17 protein-coding genes and 1 pseudogene are annotated in these 16,703 nt (G+C 40.1%); 8 read left to right on the forward strand and 10 right to left on the reverse strand.

Annotation, left to right across the window (positions count from 1 at the left end):
* The first annotated feature begins 167 nt into the window (after positions 1 to 167).
* The gene (gene cobS / locus ACE1CC_RS06255; protein ID WP_413269610.1) at positions 168 to 971 is read left to right on the forward strand and encodes an adenosylcobinamide-GDP ribazoletransferase; all 804 of its coding nucleotides are present in this window, start codon (positions 168 to 170) and stop codon (positions 969 to 971) included.
* Positions 972 to 1,121: 150 nt separating this feature from the next.
* On the opposite strand, the gene ACE1CC_RS06260 is transcribed toward cobS, so the two are convergent.
* From ACE1CC_RS06260 to ACE1CC_RS06270, 3 genes are all read right to left on the reverse strand, one after another.
* On the reverse strand, positions 1,122 to 1,571 hold the full coding sequence (locus ACE1CC_RS06260) for a PPC domain-containing protein (protein WP_413269611.1): 450 nt from the start codon (positions 1,569 to 1,571) through the stop codon (positions 1,122 to 1,124).
* A gap of 135 nt (positions 1,572 to 1,706) precedes the next feature.
* Positions 1,707 to 2,402: a ComF family protein gene (locus ACE1CC_RS06265; RefSeq protein WP_413269612.1), complete on the reverse strand. Its 696-nt coding sequence runs from the start codon at positions 2,400 to 2,402 to the stop codon at positions 1,707 to 1,709.
* Positions 2,402 to 3,424: a tetratricopeptide repeat protein gene (locus tag ACE1CC_RS06270; RefSeq protein ID WP_413269613.1), complete on the reverse strand. Its 1,023-nt coding sequence runs from the start codon at positions 3,422 to 3,424 to the stop codon at positions 2,402 to 2,404. Before ACE1CC_RS06270 ends, ACE1CC_RS06265 begins: the two co-directional genes overlap by 1 nt.
* Before the next feature lie 287 nt (positions 3,425 to 3,711).
* Between ACE1CC_RS06270 and ACE1CC_RS06275 the strand changes: the two genes are divergently transcribed.
* The 6 genes from ACE1CC_RS06275 to panD all read left to right on the forward strand — a co-directional run bounded on the left by ACE1CC_RS06275 (position 3,712) and on the right by panD (position 8,567).
* Positions 3,712 to 5,133 carry an aspartate ammonia-lyase gene (locus tag ACE1CC_RS06275; protein ID WP_413269614.1) on the forward strand — a complete coding sequence of 474 codons (1,422 nt, stop codon included), beginning with the start codon at positions 3,712 to 3,714 and terminating at the stop codon, positions 5,131 to 5,133.
* Positions 5,134 to 5,318: 185 nt separating this feature from the next.
* Positions 5,319 to 5,597, forward strand: coding sequence for a hypothetical protein (locus ACE1CC_RS06280; protein WP_413269615.1), 279 nt, complete (start codon positions 5,319 to 5,321; stop codon positions 5,595 to 5,597).
* A gap of 243 nt (positions 5,598 to 5,840) precedes the next feature.
* On the forward strand, positions 5,841 to 6,803 hold the full coding sequence (locus ACE1CC_RS06285; RefSeq protein ID WP_413269616.1) for an Npun_F2552 family protein: 963 nt from the start codon (positions 5,841 to 5,843) through the stop codon (positions 6,801 to 6,803).
* A 342-nt stretch (positions 6,804 to 7,145) separates the two neighbouring features.
* Positions 7,146 to 7,328 carry a TLTLP motif-containing protein gene (locus ACE1CC_RS06290; RefSeq protein WP_413269617.1) on the forward strand — a complete coding sequence of 61 codons (183 nt, stop codon included), beginning with the start codon at positions 7,146 to 7,148 and terminating at the stop codon, positions 7,326 to 7,328.
* 194 nt (positions 7,329 to 7,522) lie between these two features.
* On the forward strand, positions 7,523 to 8,032 hold the full coding sequence (locus ACE1CC_RS06295; RefSeq protein WP_193984409.1) for an inorganic diphosphatase: 510 nt from the start codon (positions 7,523 to 7,525) through the stop codon (positions 8,030 to 8,032).
* A 139-nt stretch (positions 8,033 to 8,171) separates the two neighbouring features.
* Positions 8,172 to 8,567, forward strand: a complete 396-nt coding sequence (gene panD, locus ACE1CC_RS06300) for an aspartate 1-decarboxylase (protein WP_413269618.1) — start codon at positions 8,172 to 8,174, stop codon at positions 8,565 to 8,567.
* Between the two features lie 2 nt (positions 8,568 to 8,569).
* Here the strand turns inward: panD and ACE1CC_RS06305 are convergent, their stop codons facing one another.
* From ACE1CC_RS06305 to ACE1CC_RS06320, 4 genes are all read right to left on the reverse strand, one after another.
* Positions 8,570 to 9,154, reverse strand: coding sequence for a molybdenum cofactor guanylyltransferase (locus ACE1CC_RS06305; RefSeq protein ID WP_413269619.1), 585 nt, complete (start codon positions 9,152 to 9,154; stop codon positions 8,570 to 8,572).
* 92 nt (positions 9,155 to 9,246) lie between these two features.
* On the reverse strand, positions 9,247 to 9,408 hold the full coding sequence (locus ACE1CC_RS06310; protein ID WP_413269620.1) for a hypothetical protein: 162 nt from the start codon (positions 9,406 to 9,408) through the stop codon (positions 9,247 to 9,249).
* A 28-nt stretch (positions 9,409 to 9,436) separates the two neighbouring features.
* On the reverse strand, positions 9,437 to 10,510 hold the full coding sequence (locus tag ACE1CC_RS06315) for an anthranilate phosphoribosyltransferase family protein (RefSeq protein ID WP_413269621.1): 1,074 nt from the start codon (positions 10,508 to 10,510) through the stop codon (positions 9,437 to 9,439).
* A gap of 115 nt (positions 10,511 to 10,625) precedes the next feature.
* Positions 10,626 to 11,591, reverse strand: coding sequence for a LysR family transcriptional regulator (locus ACE1CC_RS06320; RefSeq protein ID WP_413269622.1), 966 nt, complete (start codon positions 11,589 to 11,591; stop codon positions 10,626 to 10,628).
* Positions 11,592 to 11,913: 322 nt separating this feature from the next.
* Here ACE1CC_RS06320 and ACE1CC_RS06325 point away from each other — a divergent pair, with 322 nt between their 5' ends.
* Positions 11,914 to 12,477 carry an HdeD family acid-resistance protein gene (locus ACE1CC_RS06325; RefSeq protein ID WP_413269623.1) on the forward strand — a complete coding sequence of 188 codons (564 nt, stop codon included), beginning with the start codon at positions 11,914 to 11,916 and terminating at the stop codon, positions 12,475 to 12,477.
* Between the two features lie 308 nt (positions 12,478 to 12,785).
* On the opposite strand, the gene ACE1CC_RS06330 is transcribed toward ACE1CC_RS06325, so the two are convergent.
* The 3 genes and pseudogenes from ACE1CC_RS06330 to ACE1CC_RS06340 form a co-directional block, all read right to left on the reverse strand.
* A complete protein-coding gene (locus tag ACE1CC_RS06330; RefSeq protein WP_459563811.1) occupies positions 12,786 to 13,361 on the reverse strand; it encodes a TMEM175 family protein in 576 nt (191 codons plus the stop codon).
* A 150-nt stretch (positions 13,362 to 13,511) separates the two neighbouring features.
* A pseudogene (locus ACE1CC_RS06335) lies at positions 13,512 to 13,859 on the reverse strand (type II toxin-antitoxin system RelE/ParE family toxin).
* A gap of 96 nt (positions 13,860 to 13,955) precedes the next feature.
* Positions 13,956 to 16,649, reverse strand: coding sequence for a zinc-dependent metalloprotease (locus ACE1CC_RS06340; RefSeq protein WP_413269625.1), 2,694 nt, complete (start codon positions 16,647 to 16,649; stop codon positions 13,956 to 13,958).
* Between the last annotated feature and the right edge of the window lie 54 nt (positions 16,650 to 16,703).

The following is a 16,703-nucleotide window of genomic DNA, read 5'->3' on the forward strand; positions in this document are numbered from 1 at the left end:
TTCCTCAGTAGTATAAAAGGGCAGGCGAGATGGGGAGATAGGGAGATGGGGAGATGGGGGGAAACATTCAACTACCTCTTCTACTCCCCCACCTCTTCCTCCCAGTTCCCAGTCGTAGGGGCGATTGATAAATTGCCCGTACCCTAATTACCAATGACTAATGACAAATGACTAGAAACAAACATTGGACGAAACAGGTGTGGGGATTTTGGCAGCAACAAACGGCGACGTTGGCGGCGGCGATCGCATTTTATACCTGTTTACCTGTGCCGAGTAGTTGGACGTTAGCATTTCGCGGCATCGCCCGGAATGCACCTTTGATCGGATTGATGATTGGGGGAATACTGGGATTGTTAGATTCTGGCTTGCATCTGTTGGGAATGCCAGTTTTAACTAAGTCGGCGTTAGTAATTTTAGCGGGAATTGGTTTAACAGGTGGGTTGCACCTGGATGGGGCAATGGATACAGCCGATGGACTAGCTACACCCGATCCTAAACGTCGCTTAGAAGTGATGTCAGATAGTCTGACAGGGGCATTTGGGGCAATGGCTGCGATCGCAATCATTTTACTCAAAACTGCTGCTCTGCATGACATTCAATCCCATCGTTGGTTAGCTTTAATGGCGGTTGCTGGTTGGGGACGTTGGGGACAATTAGTGGCGATTATCTGTTATCCTTACCTCAAACCTACAGGTAAAGGCGCAATTCATAAAGAATCAAATCTTTCGGCTCGCGATTTGATACCGGGACTTTTGTTACTTTTAAGTTTGAGTGGATTTTTGTTAATTGTAGATAGCGATCGCTGGTTGATGTCAGTGGGAATGGCGTTTGGTGGAAGTGCGATCGCAGTTTTAACAGGTGCTTGGTTTAATTACAAATTAGGCGGTCATACAGGCGATACTTATGGGGCAGTTGTAGAATGGACGGAAGCTTTGTTACTCTGCCTATTAGCCGGAATCTTTCCCAAATGATTACTTATCAGAAGGCACAAGGCACAAGGGAGAAGGCACAAGGCAGAAGAAAGTTTTGACGATCACCTTGTCCCCTTTTCCTTTTATCTTCCTGAACTATTTCAATTCTCAACCAATAACAAATGACTTATGACCAATGACCAATATCAATTAAATTGGTTTGAGGCGCATTACGCTTAACTTAAAATTACCTCCAGCTGTTTCGCCAAACGCACGCACCCGAACGATGTAAGTTCCCGAATCTTTAATTCGAGTAAATAACAGTGAGTTTGTGGTTCCATCTGGGCCATCATCATTTTCGACCACAGTTACACCATTTCTCATCAGGGTTACAATGGTGTCAAAATTGTCGGAACTCAGATCGATCGCGATATTATCTCCAGCATTCAATTGTATACTATAGTCTCTAGCAAATCCGCCCTGTCCTGTAGGAATATCTTTTTCGGAAAGGGAGTCGGAAACTTCGCCATTGGCTGGCAGAGGAATCGGATTGTATAGTCCCTCTTGAGCTTTGACAGTCGGGGCAGTATTTGCCAGAATCAGCAAAGTTGCAGGTAAGACGAGAAAGCAGCTAAAACGAGCTAAATAATTCTGCATCATGATGAAGCGGAGTAACCTCGCAAAAAAAGCATAAGCTTGTTAATTGTAATTGTTTTGGGGATTGGGGACTAGGAAATTGGGGACTAGGAAATTGGGAATATGAGCATTGTGGAACCAATATTTCTCTTATTTCTGTTATTTTGTTCTGGCTTGGGTTGCTCGAATTTCTGAAGTAGCGATCGCCACTATCCCACAAACTTTAATATCAGATTTTCCCAGGGTATCAGCTGCCTCTAGTGCTGTATATCCTGTCGTATAAATATCATCTAACAGCAACACTTCCGCTTTCGGATGTCGCTGCCGAAAAGCTTTGCCAATTTGAAAAGCTCCTGTTAAACTTTCTCTTCTTTCAATGGCAGATTTACCATGTAAAGCTTCGGTGTCTGAGATGCGTTCTAAGCCAGATTTTTCCAAACGTAAATTAGCGATCTGAGAAAAACTTGCTGCTAATAATTCTGCTTGGTTAAAGCCTCGAATTTGCAATTTATTAGGATGCAGGGGAATGGGTACAACAATCAAATTTTTCCCCAAGTTTAACCGAGATTTTAGCCAACTTTCTCCTAACCAAAAACCCAAAGGTTGAGCTATTTTTGGTTGTTTGTCGTATTTTAGAACTTGCAAAGCTCGTTTTAGGGAACCATTGTAAGTTCCCCAAGGGAAAAGGGGGAAATCATTTCCCCAAAACTTTTCCGGTTGAGCGATTTGACAGCGTTTTAATTGTTTTTCACAATAGGTACAAAAATCGGTTGAAGTGGGACGCTGACATAAGGGACATTGGGATTGCAGAAATAAATCTAGCAATCCTTGGTAGTAGTGTTTCCAGAATTTCATTAGCTACTCACTAACGCTTCAAAACGCTCATCTTGGCGAATTTTGTCAAAGTCAGAATCTTCTAGAGCTTTGATTTTATACTCATCATGGTTTAATTGCATAGCTGCTAACAAATTTTCAATTGCTAGTTCTACTTTGCCTTGTTGAGCATAACAACAAGCTTTGTTATATAAAGCTTTGTGTTCATTAGGTTTGTATTCTAGGACTTTATTGTAAGCTGCGATCGCTTCTTCCAATAAACCTATCTGTGCTAAAGTAAGACCTCGATTAAACCAAGTTCTGTAATCATCAAAGTCAGCCGCAAAAGTTTTATCAAAAGAAGCCATTGCTTCTTGATGATTGCCAATTTTCCAACAAGCTACACCTCGGTTATACCAAGCTGGATTAGCATCAGGTTTGATTTGTAAGGCTTTATCAAAACTGACGATCGCTTTTTCATGATATCCAACATGACTTAATGTAATACCTCGGTTATACCAACAATTAAAATCATCTGGATTAAATTCCAACGCTCTATCAAAACTATTTAACGCTTCTTCATAGCGACCGACTTTACCCAAAGCAATCCCTAAATTGTACAAAGCCCAATAAGCTTGCGGTTGTAATTTTACAGATTGCTCGAAACTCTTAATAGCTTTTTCATAATTCCCCAGATCGCTCCAGGTAATACCGCGATTATGCCAGCTATTGGCGGAATCTGGGTTAAATTCTAAAGCTATGTCGAAACTGTTCAAAGCTTCTTCATGACGATTCAATTTTCCCAGCGCTATCCCCCGGTTATGCCACACCCAGGAGGTATCAGGTTTAATGGCTAAAGCTCTATTAAAACTGATTAGTGCTTCTTCATGGCGACCTAAGTTTCCTAGTGCAAATCCTCGCTGGCAAAGAGCGCTATGATAGTCAGGATCGATGTTTAAGGCAGTATCAAAGCTCATCAGTGCTTCTTCATAGTTTCTTTTCTCACTTAAACGTAATCCATGTTGCAAAAAGAATTGGGCTTCTAGTTTAGTTGTTTGGCTCATAAAACTTGTCATCACTCTTCGGACATATTTGTCTCTTTTTTTTAGAATGCCCAAAAACTGCTAAGGAATCAACAACCAAACAAAGAAAAACCAAATGATACTGAAGAGAATTTTCCGGCTTTATCCTTGATTTAACTCGGATATCTCACGGACACTCTCTGCAGAGGGGCAGGGGAGCACAGGATGTGGGGAGATGGGGAGGTGGGGGGATGGGGGGAGACAAGTTTTAAGTTAGAAGTGGAAAAATTACAGCAAAATTGAATGAGCAGACTCACAGCTGAACAAAGATGATAGAAATAGACAATGCAGCTTACCGCATAGAAAAGGATTCTATGGGGGAACGGCAAATTCCGGCAGATGCTTACTATGGAATTCAAACTCTCCGGGCGACGGAAAATTTTCCGATTAGTGGGATTAAACCTTTAGCGACTTATGTGGATGCTGGGGTGCTGATCAAGAAGGCAACGGCGATCGCAAATGGCGAACTCGGTTGCATATCTAAGGAAATTAGTCAAGCGATCGTGCAAGCTGCTGATGAAATTCTGGCGGGGAAATTACGCGATCAGTTTGTGGTGGATGTTTACCAAGCTGGTGCGGGTACTTCCCATCACATGAATATTAACGAAGTGCTGGCAAATCGAGCGTTAGAACTTTTGGGCGACGAAAAGGGTAATTACAAACGCATTAGTCCTAACGATCATGTTAATTACGGTCAATCTACCAATGATGTGATTCCGACGGCAATTAGAATTGGCGGACTTTTGGCGTTGGAAAAAACCCTGTTTCCCGCTTTGTCGGATGCGATCGCCGCATTAGACACCAAAGCCGAACAATTCCAAGATATAGTAAAATCTGGCAGAACTCACCTGCAAGATGCGGTTCCGGTACGTTTGGGGGAAAATTTCCGTGCTTGGGCACAAATTCTCACAGATCATTTAGTTCGCATCGAAACTGCTTCAGGAGATTTAGCTTTACTCGGCTTAGGCGGAAGTGCAGCAGGTACGGGATTAAATACTCATCCCCAATATCGCTTTCGAGTAGCAGAAATTCTCTCAGAATTGATTGACATTCCGTTACGGACTGCGCCACACTTAATGGCAGCAATGCAGAGTATGGCACCTTTCGTTAATGTTTCTGGGGCGTTGCGGAATTTGGCGCAAGATTTGGTGAAAATTTCCTCTGATTTAAGGTTAATGGATTCGGGGCCAAAAACGGGTTTTAAAGAAATTCAATTACCGCCTGTACAACCGGGTTCTTCAATTATGCCGGGGAAATATAATCCGGTGATGGCGGAAATGATTTCGATGGTTTGTTTTCAGGTGATGGGTTATGATACTGCGATCGCTTTTGCTGCCCAAGCTGGACAATTAGAATTAAATGTGATGATGCCGTTAATTGCCTACGATTTGATTCACAGCATCGAGATTTTGGGTAATGCGATTTCAGCGTTGACGCAACAATGTTTAGTGGGGATTACGGCAAATAGCGATCGATGTCTCGCATTCGCTGAAGGCAGTTTAGCATTAGTCACCGCTTTAAATACCCACATTGGTTATCTCAACGCCGCTGCTGTCGCTAAAGAATCTTTAGAAACAGGTAAATCTTTGCGCCAAATCGTCTTAGAACGAGGTTTAATGAATTCAGAAGAGTTAGCGCAAGTATTAGATTTAGAGAAAATGAGTGCTATGCCCTCTAACAATTCTGATTAAAAGTTCTGGGAACTGGGGACTGGGGACTAGGGACTAGGGACTGGGATTACTTACACATTAAGCCTTTCAGAGATTAATCAATTTTACTATCACCGTAAGTAAGAGATAGCCAATTCTGTTCCCTGTTCCCTGTTCCTTTCCCTCACCCAAATGTCCCAGTTTAGACGTAGTAGGAGAGTTGAAAAATGCACAGTCAGGATAGTTCTATACAAGTAAATTTTCTGTTTCGAGATGGTCATTCCGAATCTTTCAAATTACCTATATCACCTCAAGAATTTCAACAACAATTAGAAGGTTTGTTAGCTAAACCTTGGTTAACTTTCCATTTGCGCGATCAAACAGTTGTGATTAGTACTTCCCAAATTATGAAAGTGGAAATTAAACCACCTCTATCTCAACTTGAAGGAGAAGGCATTTTTGCCAATAGCGAACGAGTAACTGCACTCAACAGAGGAGCACGTTAAAATGCAGGGATTGGGGATTGGGGACTGGGGACTGGGAAAATATTTGTAGGGTGCGTTAGTGATAACGTAACGCACCATTCCACTAGGGACTGGGAAACTTTAACTATCTGTACTAACGCACCATTCCACCATATTTAGTGCTAATGCGTAAGTCCTTTTAATGAACTTTTCCTCATCCCCAGTCCCCAGTCCCCAGTCCCCAGTCCCCAGTCCACAGTCCCCTCGCCTTTCTTTGGAGTGATTATGCAACCAACTGTAAGTTTAATTAAGGCTAATTCTTACGAGTTAAAAAATTTGCGGGAGTCGTTAGAAACTTTGTTAGAACCTTTAGGAGGAATGAGGAGTTTTGTTAAGAAGGGCGATCGCGTTTTGCTTAAACCTAATTTACTCACAGGTTCTCGTCCAACTAAAGAATGTGTGACTCGTCCCGAAATAGTTTATTGTGTTGTCCAAATGGTACGCGAAGCTGGAGGCGAACCTTTTTTAGGTGATAGTCCGGCTTTTGGTAGTGCTTTGGGAGTGGCGAAAGCTAATGGTTATTTGCCATTAATTGAAGAACTAAATGTGCCAATTACTGATTTTAGTGGCAAGCGTTACCAAACTGTTAGCGAACAGTTTAATCACTTGTTACTTTCTCCCGAAGCTATGAATGCAGATGTGGTAATTAACTTGCCTAAGTTAAAATCTCATGTGCAGTTAACTATGACTATGGGAGTGAAAAATTTGTTCGGTTGTGTACCGGGAAAAATGAAGGCTTGGTGGCATACGGAAGCTGGCAAGGATAGTGCTAGATTTGGGCAAATGTTGGTAGAAACTGCCAGAACTATTAATCCTAAATTAACGATTTTAGATGGTATTATCGGTCATGAGGGTAATGGCCCTAGTGGTGGGGAACCTCGTCAGTTGGGGGTTTTAGCGGCATCGGCTGATGTTTTTGCTTTGGATCGGGCGATCGCAGAAATTGTCAATGTCGATCCTTTGCTTGTGCCTACAGTTGCCGCTTCTATGCGGTTGGGTCTGTGTTCTAATTTAGCAGCGATCGATTTTCCCCTGTTGCAACCCCAGGATTTAAAGGTGCTAGATTGGAGGTTGCCCGATCGCATGATGCCGATCGATTTTGGCTTACCTCGTGTCCTGAAATCTACCTTTAAACATTTTTACATTCGATTTATCAAGGAACCTTTGACGGCTTACTCAAGTCGCTAGATTCTGTTGAGTATAAACACCTAGAAATAAAGTTTGTAGAGACGTTGTATACAACGTCTCTACCCCAAGTTAAATTTTGTAGAGACGTTGTATACAACGTCTCTACCCCAAGTCTGAAATTGGAAATCTAATATCGGAAGGCTTCTGCCAGAAGTGTAATATTTAGGGAATTTGAGAGCTATCTAAAGTAAATCTTAAGAAGGATTTAGGTGTAGATTGTTTTCTAAGAGACAACCTGATTGTGAAGATTAGGTAAAATGTAAATGGGGAATAATATTCCTCAAGCTTTTTTCTTATTCTTTCTGCTGAATTGACCAATAAACTCAGTTCACTTACTACTTTATGAACTCTAGTGACCCTGCTCCTTCCCCTGAACGACCGCCTCAACGGTTGGCAGATATTGTGGGAACAGTCATTGCTTTAATCACCCTGACTTTACCTTTCTTTGTAATTGCACACTACTCTTCAGACAGTGTAGAAGTTTTGCAGCAAATTACATATCCACTACCTAACCAGAGGGAATGATATCAGAGATGCCCCCGTGAGTAAACCTGTTAATGATTAAATTTTGGGGAATTCACCGAAGATGATATCTGGTGTCGGTATTCCCCTAAAATGCTACACGGGGGAGGTGAAATCTATGATTTAGGAACGAGACGTTTCATGAAATGTCTCTAAACCTCTTCCCGTAATTGCTTTAGTTTAGAGGACTTTACACAGTGGACTTATCGCTCATACCCGCCCAACCGAAATTAGGTTTGATTAACGTTTTGATTGAAATTCCAGCAGGAAGTAAGAATAAGTACGAGTTCGACAAGGATATGCAAGCGTTTGCTTTGGACAGAGTGTTGTATTCTTCTGTTCAGTATCCCTACGATTATGGTTTCGTGCCCAATACTTTGGCTGATGATGGCGACCCGCTTGATGGTATGGTAATTATGGATCAGCCGACTTTTCCGGGTTGTGTGATTGCGGCGCGACCGATCGGGATGTTAGAAATGGTCGATGGTGGCGATCGCGATGAGAAAATTCTCTGCGTACCAGACAAAGATCCGCGTTACGCTAATGTAAAATCTCTCAAAGACATTCAACAACACCGTTTGGATGAGATTGCTGAGTTTTTCCAATCGTACAAAAATCTGGAAAAGAAAGAAGTTAAAATCTTGGGTTGGCAAGATGTTGACAAAGTAATGCCTCTAGTTGAAGAGTGCGTCAAAGCCTATAAGTAACTAAAATGGTCATTGGGGATTGGGGATTTGGCGATTGGGAATGACAGGGAAGATGCCTGTCCTACAGGAATAATAACCAATAACCAATGACCAATAACCAATGACCAACAACCAATGACCAATGAGATAATCTAAATCGATGCAGCGATCGCTTCTTTTAGCCAAAATTCATAATTGCACTCTTACAGATGCAAATATTAATTACATGGGTAGCATTAGTATCGATAAAACTTTATTAGATGCTGCTGGAATATTGCCTTATGAACAGGTGCAGGTGGTTAATATTGCTAATGGGGAAAGGTTTATTACTTATGCCATTACTGCGCCAGCTAATTCTGGGGCGATCGAATTAAATGGTGCAGCGGCTAGATTGGGTGTGAAGGGCGATCGATTAATTATTATGACTTACGCCCAATTTACTGAGGAAGAATTGAAAAATTACTATCCGACTGTGGTGATGGTAGATCAAAATAACGGCATTTTAGAAGTGCGTCGTTATGTAAATGAATTATTTAAAGATTCGGTGATTGTTTGAAACTAAAACTTAGTGTTTTTTTCTAGGTCGATCGGTGTGTTGCAATTCCACAACATTTCTTGGCAAGCTTGACTAACAGGAATAGTTGCCACTTTTGTCTGTGCTAACCATTTTTGAAATGAGTTCCCACCTTGTTGAATAAACTCCTGTAAATTTGGTAAGGCGGAACGGCGATAAAAGGCGCACAAAGGTTCCCATCTTGCTTGTTGATGGGGTACTACAGCTAAAATTTCATCAGGAATTTGTGTTAAATTTTCCATCCAATTTTGCAGGATTTTAGATTGTAGTAAAGGTAAGTCGCAACCTAAGAGTAATACCCATTCTGAGGAGATTTTCTCCAGTCCTTCAGCTAACCCTAATAATGGCCCTTGTCCGGGGTGAGTTTCTGTAATAAATTGACATTTTTCGGGGACAATTTTCTGGTATTTTTCCGCCCAAGGTGTGAGAATATAAACTTGCTCACAGCATTGAGTTGCAACTTGGGAAACTCTAGTTAATAAAGGTATGCCATCCCAAGGTATGAGTGCTTTATCTTCACCCATTCTAGTACTGCGACCACCTGCTAAAATTAATGCTGAAATATCCAATGTAAAATACCCCCTGAAGCTGAATAATTTAATTTCTAATAAGCAGAACCTTTGGGAATTTTTGACGCTAAATGGTGGCGTTCCTGCAAAAATTATGACAATAAATCAAAAAACATTTCAAATCCATGAGTTTCATTGCCAGAGTAAAGTAGGATAATTTTAGCCCATGAAGCTGAGGTATTAACAGCAAATCTTTTCTGTAACCAAGGTTGAAATTCGTTTTCATCGTCATAAAATGGGGGTAGAGTTGACATTTATTGAAATTGAAAATTAAAAGATTTTTCAGGTTTTATAGGCTAGTTGCAAAGCTGCGATCGCACCTCGAATTTCCTCTAATTTTTGAGCAGCATTGTTGTTATTAATAATCTCTTTTGTAACGGCAATTCCTGCTTCCATTGTTGGGCAAATACCGCAATGCCAAAGGTAAAAAGCACCATTCCAAATGGCAGATTGCATGATTTCGGATGGTTCACCTTTTAATACTGATTCTATTTGAGTAATTAATTCGTTAGTGGTGGGGGGAAGGGGCGGGTTAATGTTACTAAAACCGTAGTCGTTGTGAGATAAATGTAGGCGTTGTAATTCGGTATTTTGTTTAATTATGCCGATAATTGCGGTGCGCTCGCGTGGTAAATCACAACTGCCTTCTAAGCCTTTAATTGTAGTTAAATAATAGGGAAATCCTCTAGTTTCTAAAGCGCCACGAAACATATTTTCGGTGGGCGGATGGACAAAACCTGAGATAATATGTGCATCTCCAGCATAAGGACACCAGATTAATTCCATTGTGGCAAAAGGCGGGCGTTTGCCGATTTGATCGCGATAGGGAACTAATCCTGCGCCGAGGGTAAAATGATTTGGGAGGTAAATAAATCCTAATCCGGTACTTTCAAATATTTGCTGAGTTTCTGTTAGGGAAAGTTTTGTCCAATCTATTCCTAAACCTTGCCAAATTTCGATTAAAGGTATGCCTTCTTTGGTGGGCATTCGATCGCCTCCGTGCATAATCACTGGCACTCCGGCAGATGTTAAAATTAAGGCGGTGATTGGGTTGATTGGTGCAGTGCGCGATCGCCCATCATAAGGTATTCCCATTACTATCACTGGGGAATTGCTGCTTTTTTTCGGTTGTAATTTTGGCCCCAATTCGTAGTAAGCATCCAACATTCCCGCTAATTCTTCTCCTGTGGGGCGCTTGATGCGGTGGGCGATCATAAATGCGCCAATTTGTGCGGGTGTTGCTTCGGCTAACAGCATCATTTTTGTGGCGGCGGCTGCTTCGGAGCGTGTTAAATTTTCTCCGGTATGATTACCGCTTCCTACTTTTTTTAACAGTTCTCTAAAAGCTTTACTCATAATTGTTTTTCGTCATTGGTTATTGGTCATTGGTCATTTGTTTAAGTTTTGACTGATGAACCATGACTTAAAATTATATATTACTTTGAATCAGAGAATTTTTTGTTTTTTGAGGTTAGATGGCGATCGCATGAGACAAGGTATTTTTGCTGTTTGGAGAAGCTACCCCTGTCATTGTATTAGCTGAGTCTATGCCTATTATTTTGTGAACTAAACTGCGGAAATGGGCAATTGGGGGTATTTGTAATCGATCGCAAGTTGTGACTAAAACTACTTGGCGGTTTAATGTTGGTTCGCTGGTGGGTCTAACTGCTAATGTGGGATCGTAGTGAGCATCAAAAAGGGCGGTTTTTGGCAATAGGGCGATCGCGTTTCCTTGGCGTACCATTCCGCGAAAAGCATCCAAAGTATTTAATTCTAAAACTGCATTTAAGTTAGCACCTAAACGCTGAAAGTGATCTTGAATTAAGCGTTGCATTCCATAGCCAATTTTAAACACTATTTGTGGGTAATTAGTAATTTCTGTCCAAGGTATTTCTTCGTATTGGGCTAAAGGATGATCTGCTGCCATTAATACTTCAATTGGTTCGGTGTAAAGTGCATCTACAATTAATTCAGGGCTAGCAGTTAAGAAGCGATTATTCATCACAATAGCCACATCTACTAAACCATCTTTTAGTACTTTCAATGCGCGATCGCTTCCTAGAGAAGTTACTCGCAATTGTACCGCTGGGTAGTCTTGGCAAAATTTATGCAAAACAGGCGGTAAGTTGTAAGCACAAATTGAAGGAATAGCTGCCACACAAAGTTCTGGCTGCTTTCCTGTTAATAATTCTGCTAATTCTTGGGTAGCACTTTGCCATTCCTGACAAATTTTTTTGGCGTGAGGTAATAGTTTTTCCCCGCCTAATGTTAGCTTCGCTTGTGTACTCCTGTGAAACAGGGATAAACCTAAGTCTGCTTCTAAGGATTGGATCTGCCGACTGATGGTAGATTGGGTAACGTTACATTTTCGTGCTGCTTGCTGAAAACTGCCCGTTTCTGCGATCGCCAAAAATGCCTGTAACTGCTCTAGGCGCATGATTAATGATGTAGCCTGAATTGCATTATGTCATGGAATGACCATAACTCATTTACAATAGCTTTTTAGTAGATTCTGATACAGCTTTGCAAGAGTTTGCCAGGAGATTGCAAAAATCTCTCTGTTGAGTAATTGCCACTTCTTAGTTCCTTTGGCACACTCTCCGGCAAATTTCATCTTTATTTTATTTTTTCGGCTTCACTATTTAATTAAGTTTTGTGTAAAAAGTTAGGTTGATTTTGGTTAGTTGACCTCTTGTTCAAAAGCAAGAATTGTAAGATAATCTCTGTTTATCTACTATGAGGAATCAAGGTGTAAAAATATGACAAATGATACAACTGGGGAAATCGATCGCGGTGTGAAAGCTGCCTTGGGTTTGGCGATCGCTTTAGGTATTTTCTTAATTATTCTGGGTGGAATTGCGATCGCTCGTCCATTTTTCGCTACTGTAGCAGCAACTCTTTTCTTGGGACTGTTATTGTTACTTAACGGAATTTTTCAGATAGTTTACTCTTTTCAAACTAATATTCGCGGCAATTTTTGGCTAAAATTTCTCGGTGGTCTGGTCTATTCTGTGGGTGGTTTGTTGATTATGTTCAATCCTCTACCAAGTTTAATAGCCTTAACTTTAGTAGTGGGAATTTCGATTTTAGTTTCCAGTATTTTCCAAGTAATTTTAGCCTTTGAATTGCGTCCAGCACGTCATTGGGATTGGGTGCTTTTGAGCGGGGTTTTAGGAATTATTCTCGGCATTTTGATTTGGCATCAATGGCCGGAAAACTCAGCTTGGGCAGTTGGGTTACTGTTAGGGATTAACCTAATTTTTGATGGTTTATGGATAATTTTATTCTCTTCAGCAGCCCGTAAAGCTTTAAGAGAAGCATAAGGGGGAAAAGGGCAAGAGGGTCAACCGATTTTAGATTTGCGATTTTAGATTTTAGATTGACTGGGCACTTAAGGGCGGAGAAAAGAAAATTTCATATTTGGGATTTTAGATTTATTCCGTCTTGAAAGACGGGGCTTGTACCAAAAAAAAATTCAAAATCTAAAATCTAAAATCTAAAATTATCGGTCAGAGGGGCAGGAAAAGTCCTTAGATTCAGAACTCAAAACTCAAACTCTGTTGTTGTTAACCTTTAACCTTTTACCCTTTGCTTTTGGTGTTGTTTCTTTGAAGATTTAGCGCGATATTTTTTAAGAAGTCAGGATTTTTTCAATGCGGCGATCGGGAATCAGCCACATAATGGCAACTAAAATATACAACAAAAAAGCCAACCATGTGTTGACAAAAGAAAGTGCAATTCCCAAAGCATAAATCACTACTGATATTTTGCCTTTAAAATCATTCCCAATTGCCATTGCTAAAGTAGAATCTTTACCGTGATGGGCAATCAACGTCAGAGTCAAAATGTAGTAAGCGATCGCAGCACAAAAAAGTACAATGCCATAAGAGGCGACTGGCAAAGCAGCTAAATGATTCTCGCCTGTCCATCCAGTAACAAAAGGAATAAGTGACAACCAAAATAGCAGATGCAAATTAGCCCACAAAACTCTACCATTAACTTGTCGAACTGCCTGTAACAAGTGATGGTGATTGTTCCAATAGATACCAAGATAAATAAAACTAAGTACGTAGCTCAAAAATACTGGAATTAGCGGACGCAATGCAGCTAAATCAGCTTCATGAGGAATTTTCAATTCCAGTACCATAATGGTAATAATAATGGCGAGCACTCCATCGCTGAAAGCTTCTAATCTTCCTTTACCCATTTTCGCTAACCTCAAACAAATCTGGTTATTTTTTACTTTAGCTTGTGGAGTGCGATCGATGTTTAAAATTATTCTACTGTCCAATCTTCAAAAGCTAAACCAGGGACTTTTTCAAAATCCTGACGATTGCGGGTGACTAAAGTTGCGTTTCTAGAAATGGCGATCATCGTCTCTACTCCTATAATCTACCCAGTATTCCTGCGCCTTACGAATATCTTGTTCCTGAGTACTTTTGTCTTTGCCACATAGTAGCAGTACTATCGTTGTCCCTATTTGTCCAAAGTATATTCAATATCCCGGCCCATAATCAATTCTTAACTCACAAACTCCTTCTCCAACTGAACGATAATCTCCTAAATTTCCGAGTCTAACTCGGTTGAGTTTTGCCCCAATTTTAGCTTCTGTTTTACTATCTCGTAACGCATCACGCCATTCTGAAAAAGGGCTTTTATTATCTGAAGTCAAGTAAATCCGAATTTCTTTTGGTTGCGCTTCCATTTTTTAGAGGACGTTATTAAAGTCAAGCACATTGGCTTCATTGAAAAACTCTACAATATCTTGTCATCCTTTATCAGCCCAGGTTACTTTATTATACTACCGAGATACCAAAGAAGCATTTAAGGTTTTAGTAATGCGATCGCTTACTTCCTCCAAGTGAGCAACAGTATAAATATCCAGCTGTTCCCCTAATTTTTTCAACTTGGCGGAAAGCGCTTTTTGTAATTGTCTTAATTCGTACCAAGCGAGTGTCCGTCCATCTTCAGGAACTTCTGTTTTTCTTAACACCATTTCTAGCAAAATGTCTAAATGTTCTCTTTGCAAGGAACGGCGAATACTGGAAATTGATATTAGTTCTTCTTTCCCTAAAATTTCTGTCCAAATGCTGTTTTGTAAGGTGTCAAATAATTCGGGAATTGTTAATGCTTCCCCTGGTAAAGTTTTTAGTTCAATGTCTAGTAAACGATGTAGACGATCGCCATCTAAGAGCGATCGCAAAATTGTACTTTGCACGCGCAAGATGCGATCGTGAATCGGATAATCAAGACGGGATATAGGTACAGGATTTCCCCAATGATTCCAGCGAGAAGGCGCTAATTGATTGAGTAACTGCGGCGAAAATTCAAACGCATCTTCCGCAAATATATACTCATTTAAAGTAGCTAAAGCTTGACGTTGTTTTGCCAAATTTGTGGGGACAAAAGCCCAGTTATTTACATCTAAAGCATAATTGCGTCTAAAAGTTTGCCCACCAATGTAATCTACTATTAAATTAGCATTGCGGAAATAGTACATTAATATTTTGTCAAAAACCGTCCGTAACTGACTGTAACTTTCTCCTTTTATGGGATACTTTTTATCAAGTTTCTGCCACATCAAACGAGCATTATCCATTTGCCATTGAGAATAAACCAATACATCATTACTCATATCCCAGACATTAGCATTAGGATTAATATCCCAGATATCTTCATCAGTAGCATAAGCTAATTCTGGTTGCTGCGAACTCCCAACTATTTGCTCTAAAAATGGTTTTTCAGCTTCGGGAATAATTGCCCCAATAGACTCAAAATTACTCGGTTTATAACCATACATAATTGCCCATTCATCATAAGGGCCAATTGTAGCCGGAAAATAATCACCTTGCGCGATTCCTTGGGGTGCTAAATTCACAGGTAAATAATCCATTACTGAACTAACTAAACCTTTAGAATGAGTTATTTCAATATTATTTAATTCTTGAGGCGATAACATTGTGCTACCATGAAAGTTGTGCCGCAAACCTAAAGCGTGACCTACTTCATGAGCAATTAAAGAACGTAAATATTGATGCACATATTCCTGCATTTTTTCGTTATCTAACGCCGAATTTTGCAACATTGAAAGTGCTGTTGCGCCAATAGCTGCTTGTAAAGAAGATTCGATTCCGTAACAACGATCGTCTTCGATTAATTGAGTGTTATAATTCGTCAGGTTACAGGAATTTTGATTATTTGAACTTCCTTCTATTAAGGTGCGATATTCTGGTTGTAAAGAACGCACCATATTGGCATCTACGATAATATCTGCATCTAATATTTCGCCTGTTAAAGGGTTGACTCTGGTTGGTGCTTTAGCAAAAAAAGCATCGATCGAATTAAACCAGCGAATCGTATTGTAACGCACATCTGCGGGATGCCAATCAGCATCATCTGGCATTTGTTGCACTTGAATCGCATTGAGAAAACCAGCTTTTTCAAATGCTTTATTCCACATTAAAACGCCTTCGCGGATAGCGTCTCGATATTCTAAAGGTACGGCGTTTTCAATCCAAAATACGATCGGTTTTTTCGGTGCAGACAAAGGCGCATCAGTAACAGATGGTTCCAAATGCCAACGGTTAATATAACGTACAAAAGATTCGGAGCTATTATAATTTGATAAATCTTGATATGCCGTGATAAAATATCCCACTCTCTCGTCAGCAATTCGAGGAATATAACCGTTATTTTCTGGTAATTGGGAAAAACTATAATGTACTTTGAGAGTTAGCGATCGACTATCCGGTAAAGTAATTAAATTTGCTCCTTGATTAGCTGAAAAATTATAAACTGAATTGATTTCGATATTTTCAGCAAAGCTATTAACTGCACCGAAATATGATTTATTTTCTGCCAATTGATAATCGGCGAATAAGGAATTTTTTAATAGGGGAGTTAATCCAGCAAAATCTTGCATTAACAAGTCACCCAAATTAATTAAAATAGCTTTTCTATGGGAAGAAATGCTCACAATGGGAACTGCATAAAGCACTGAGTCGCTAAATGAACGATTTAATGCTTTTTGTTCTGGTTTTTCGGAAGTGGCGCGGAAATTGACATTACGAATTACAAAATGTATGCTGTTATTGACGCGACGGAAGTAGAAAAGAAAGTCTTGCAAAGCAAGTCCGCTATAAATCCCACTTTCGCCAATTCCTGATTCTAATGTTACTGTACCTAAATAGTTTTTGTTTAGCTGTTCTGGCTGAATTTCTAAGTAAATTTGATCGTCTTCTAAACTGCGATAAAGGGTGAATAACCCTTCTAATTTATCTGTGTCTCTCACGACTTCCGAAAACCGCTGAAATTTTTCTAATTTGCTATCTTTGAAAAAAAAATCTGCACTACTGATGTTTTCGATCGCTGGTAGTGCGTTGAGTTGCTGCAAGTAAAAATTTACTCCTTGGGTTAATAGTAATTGATTATTTCCCAGTAGCAAATTATACAAATATACAGTGCATACAGATAATGTTGTCAACCAATGTATCATTGTCGAACATCCTTTTTTAGGCGGTTGATATGTTTACCAACCGCTTTGTTAATA

Origin of the sequence: Floridaenema aerugineum BLCC-F46, from assembly GCF_041929345.1 — a bacterium.
GTDB classification, from domain to species: Bacteria; Cyanobacteriota; Cyanobacteriia; order Cyanobacteriales; family Aerosakkonemataceae; genus Floridanema; species Floridanema aerugineum.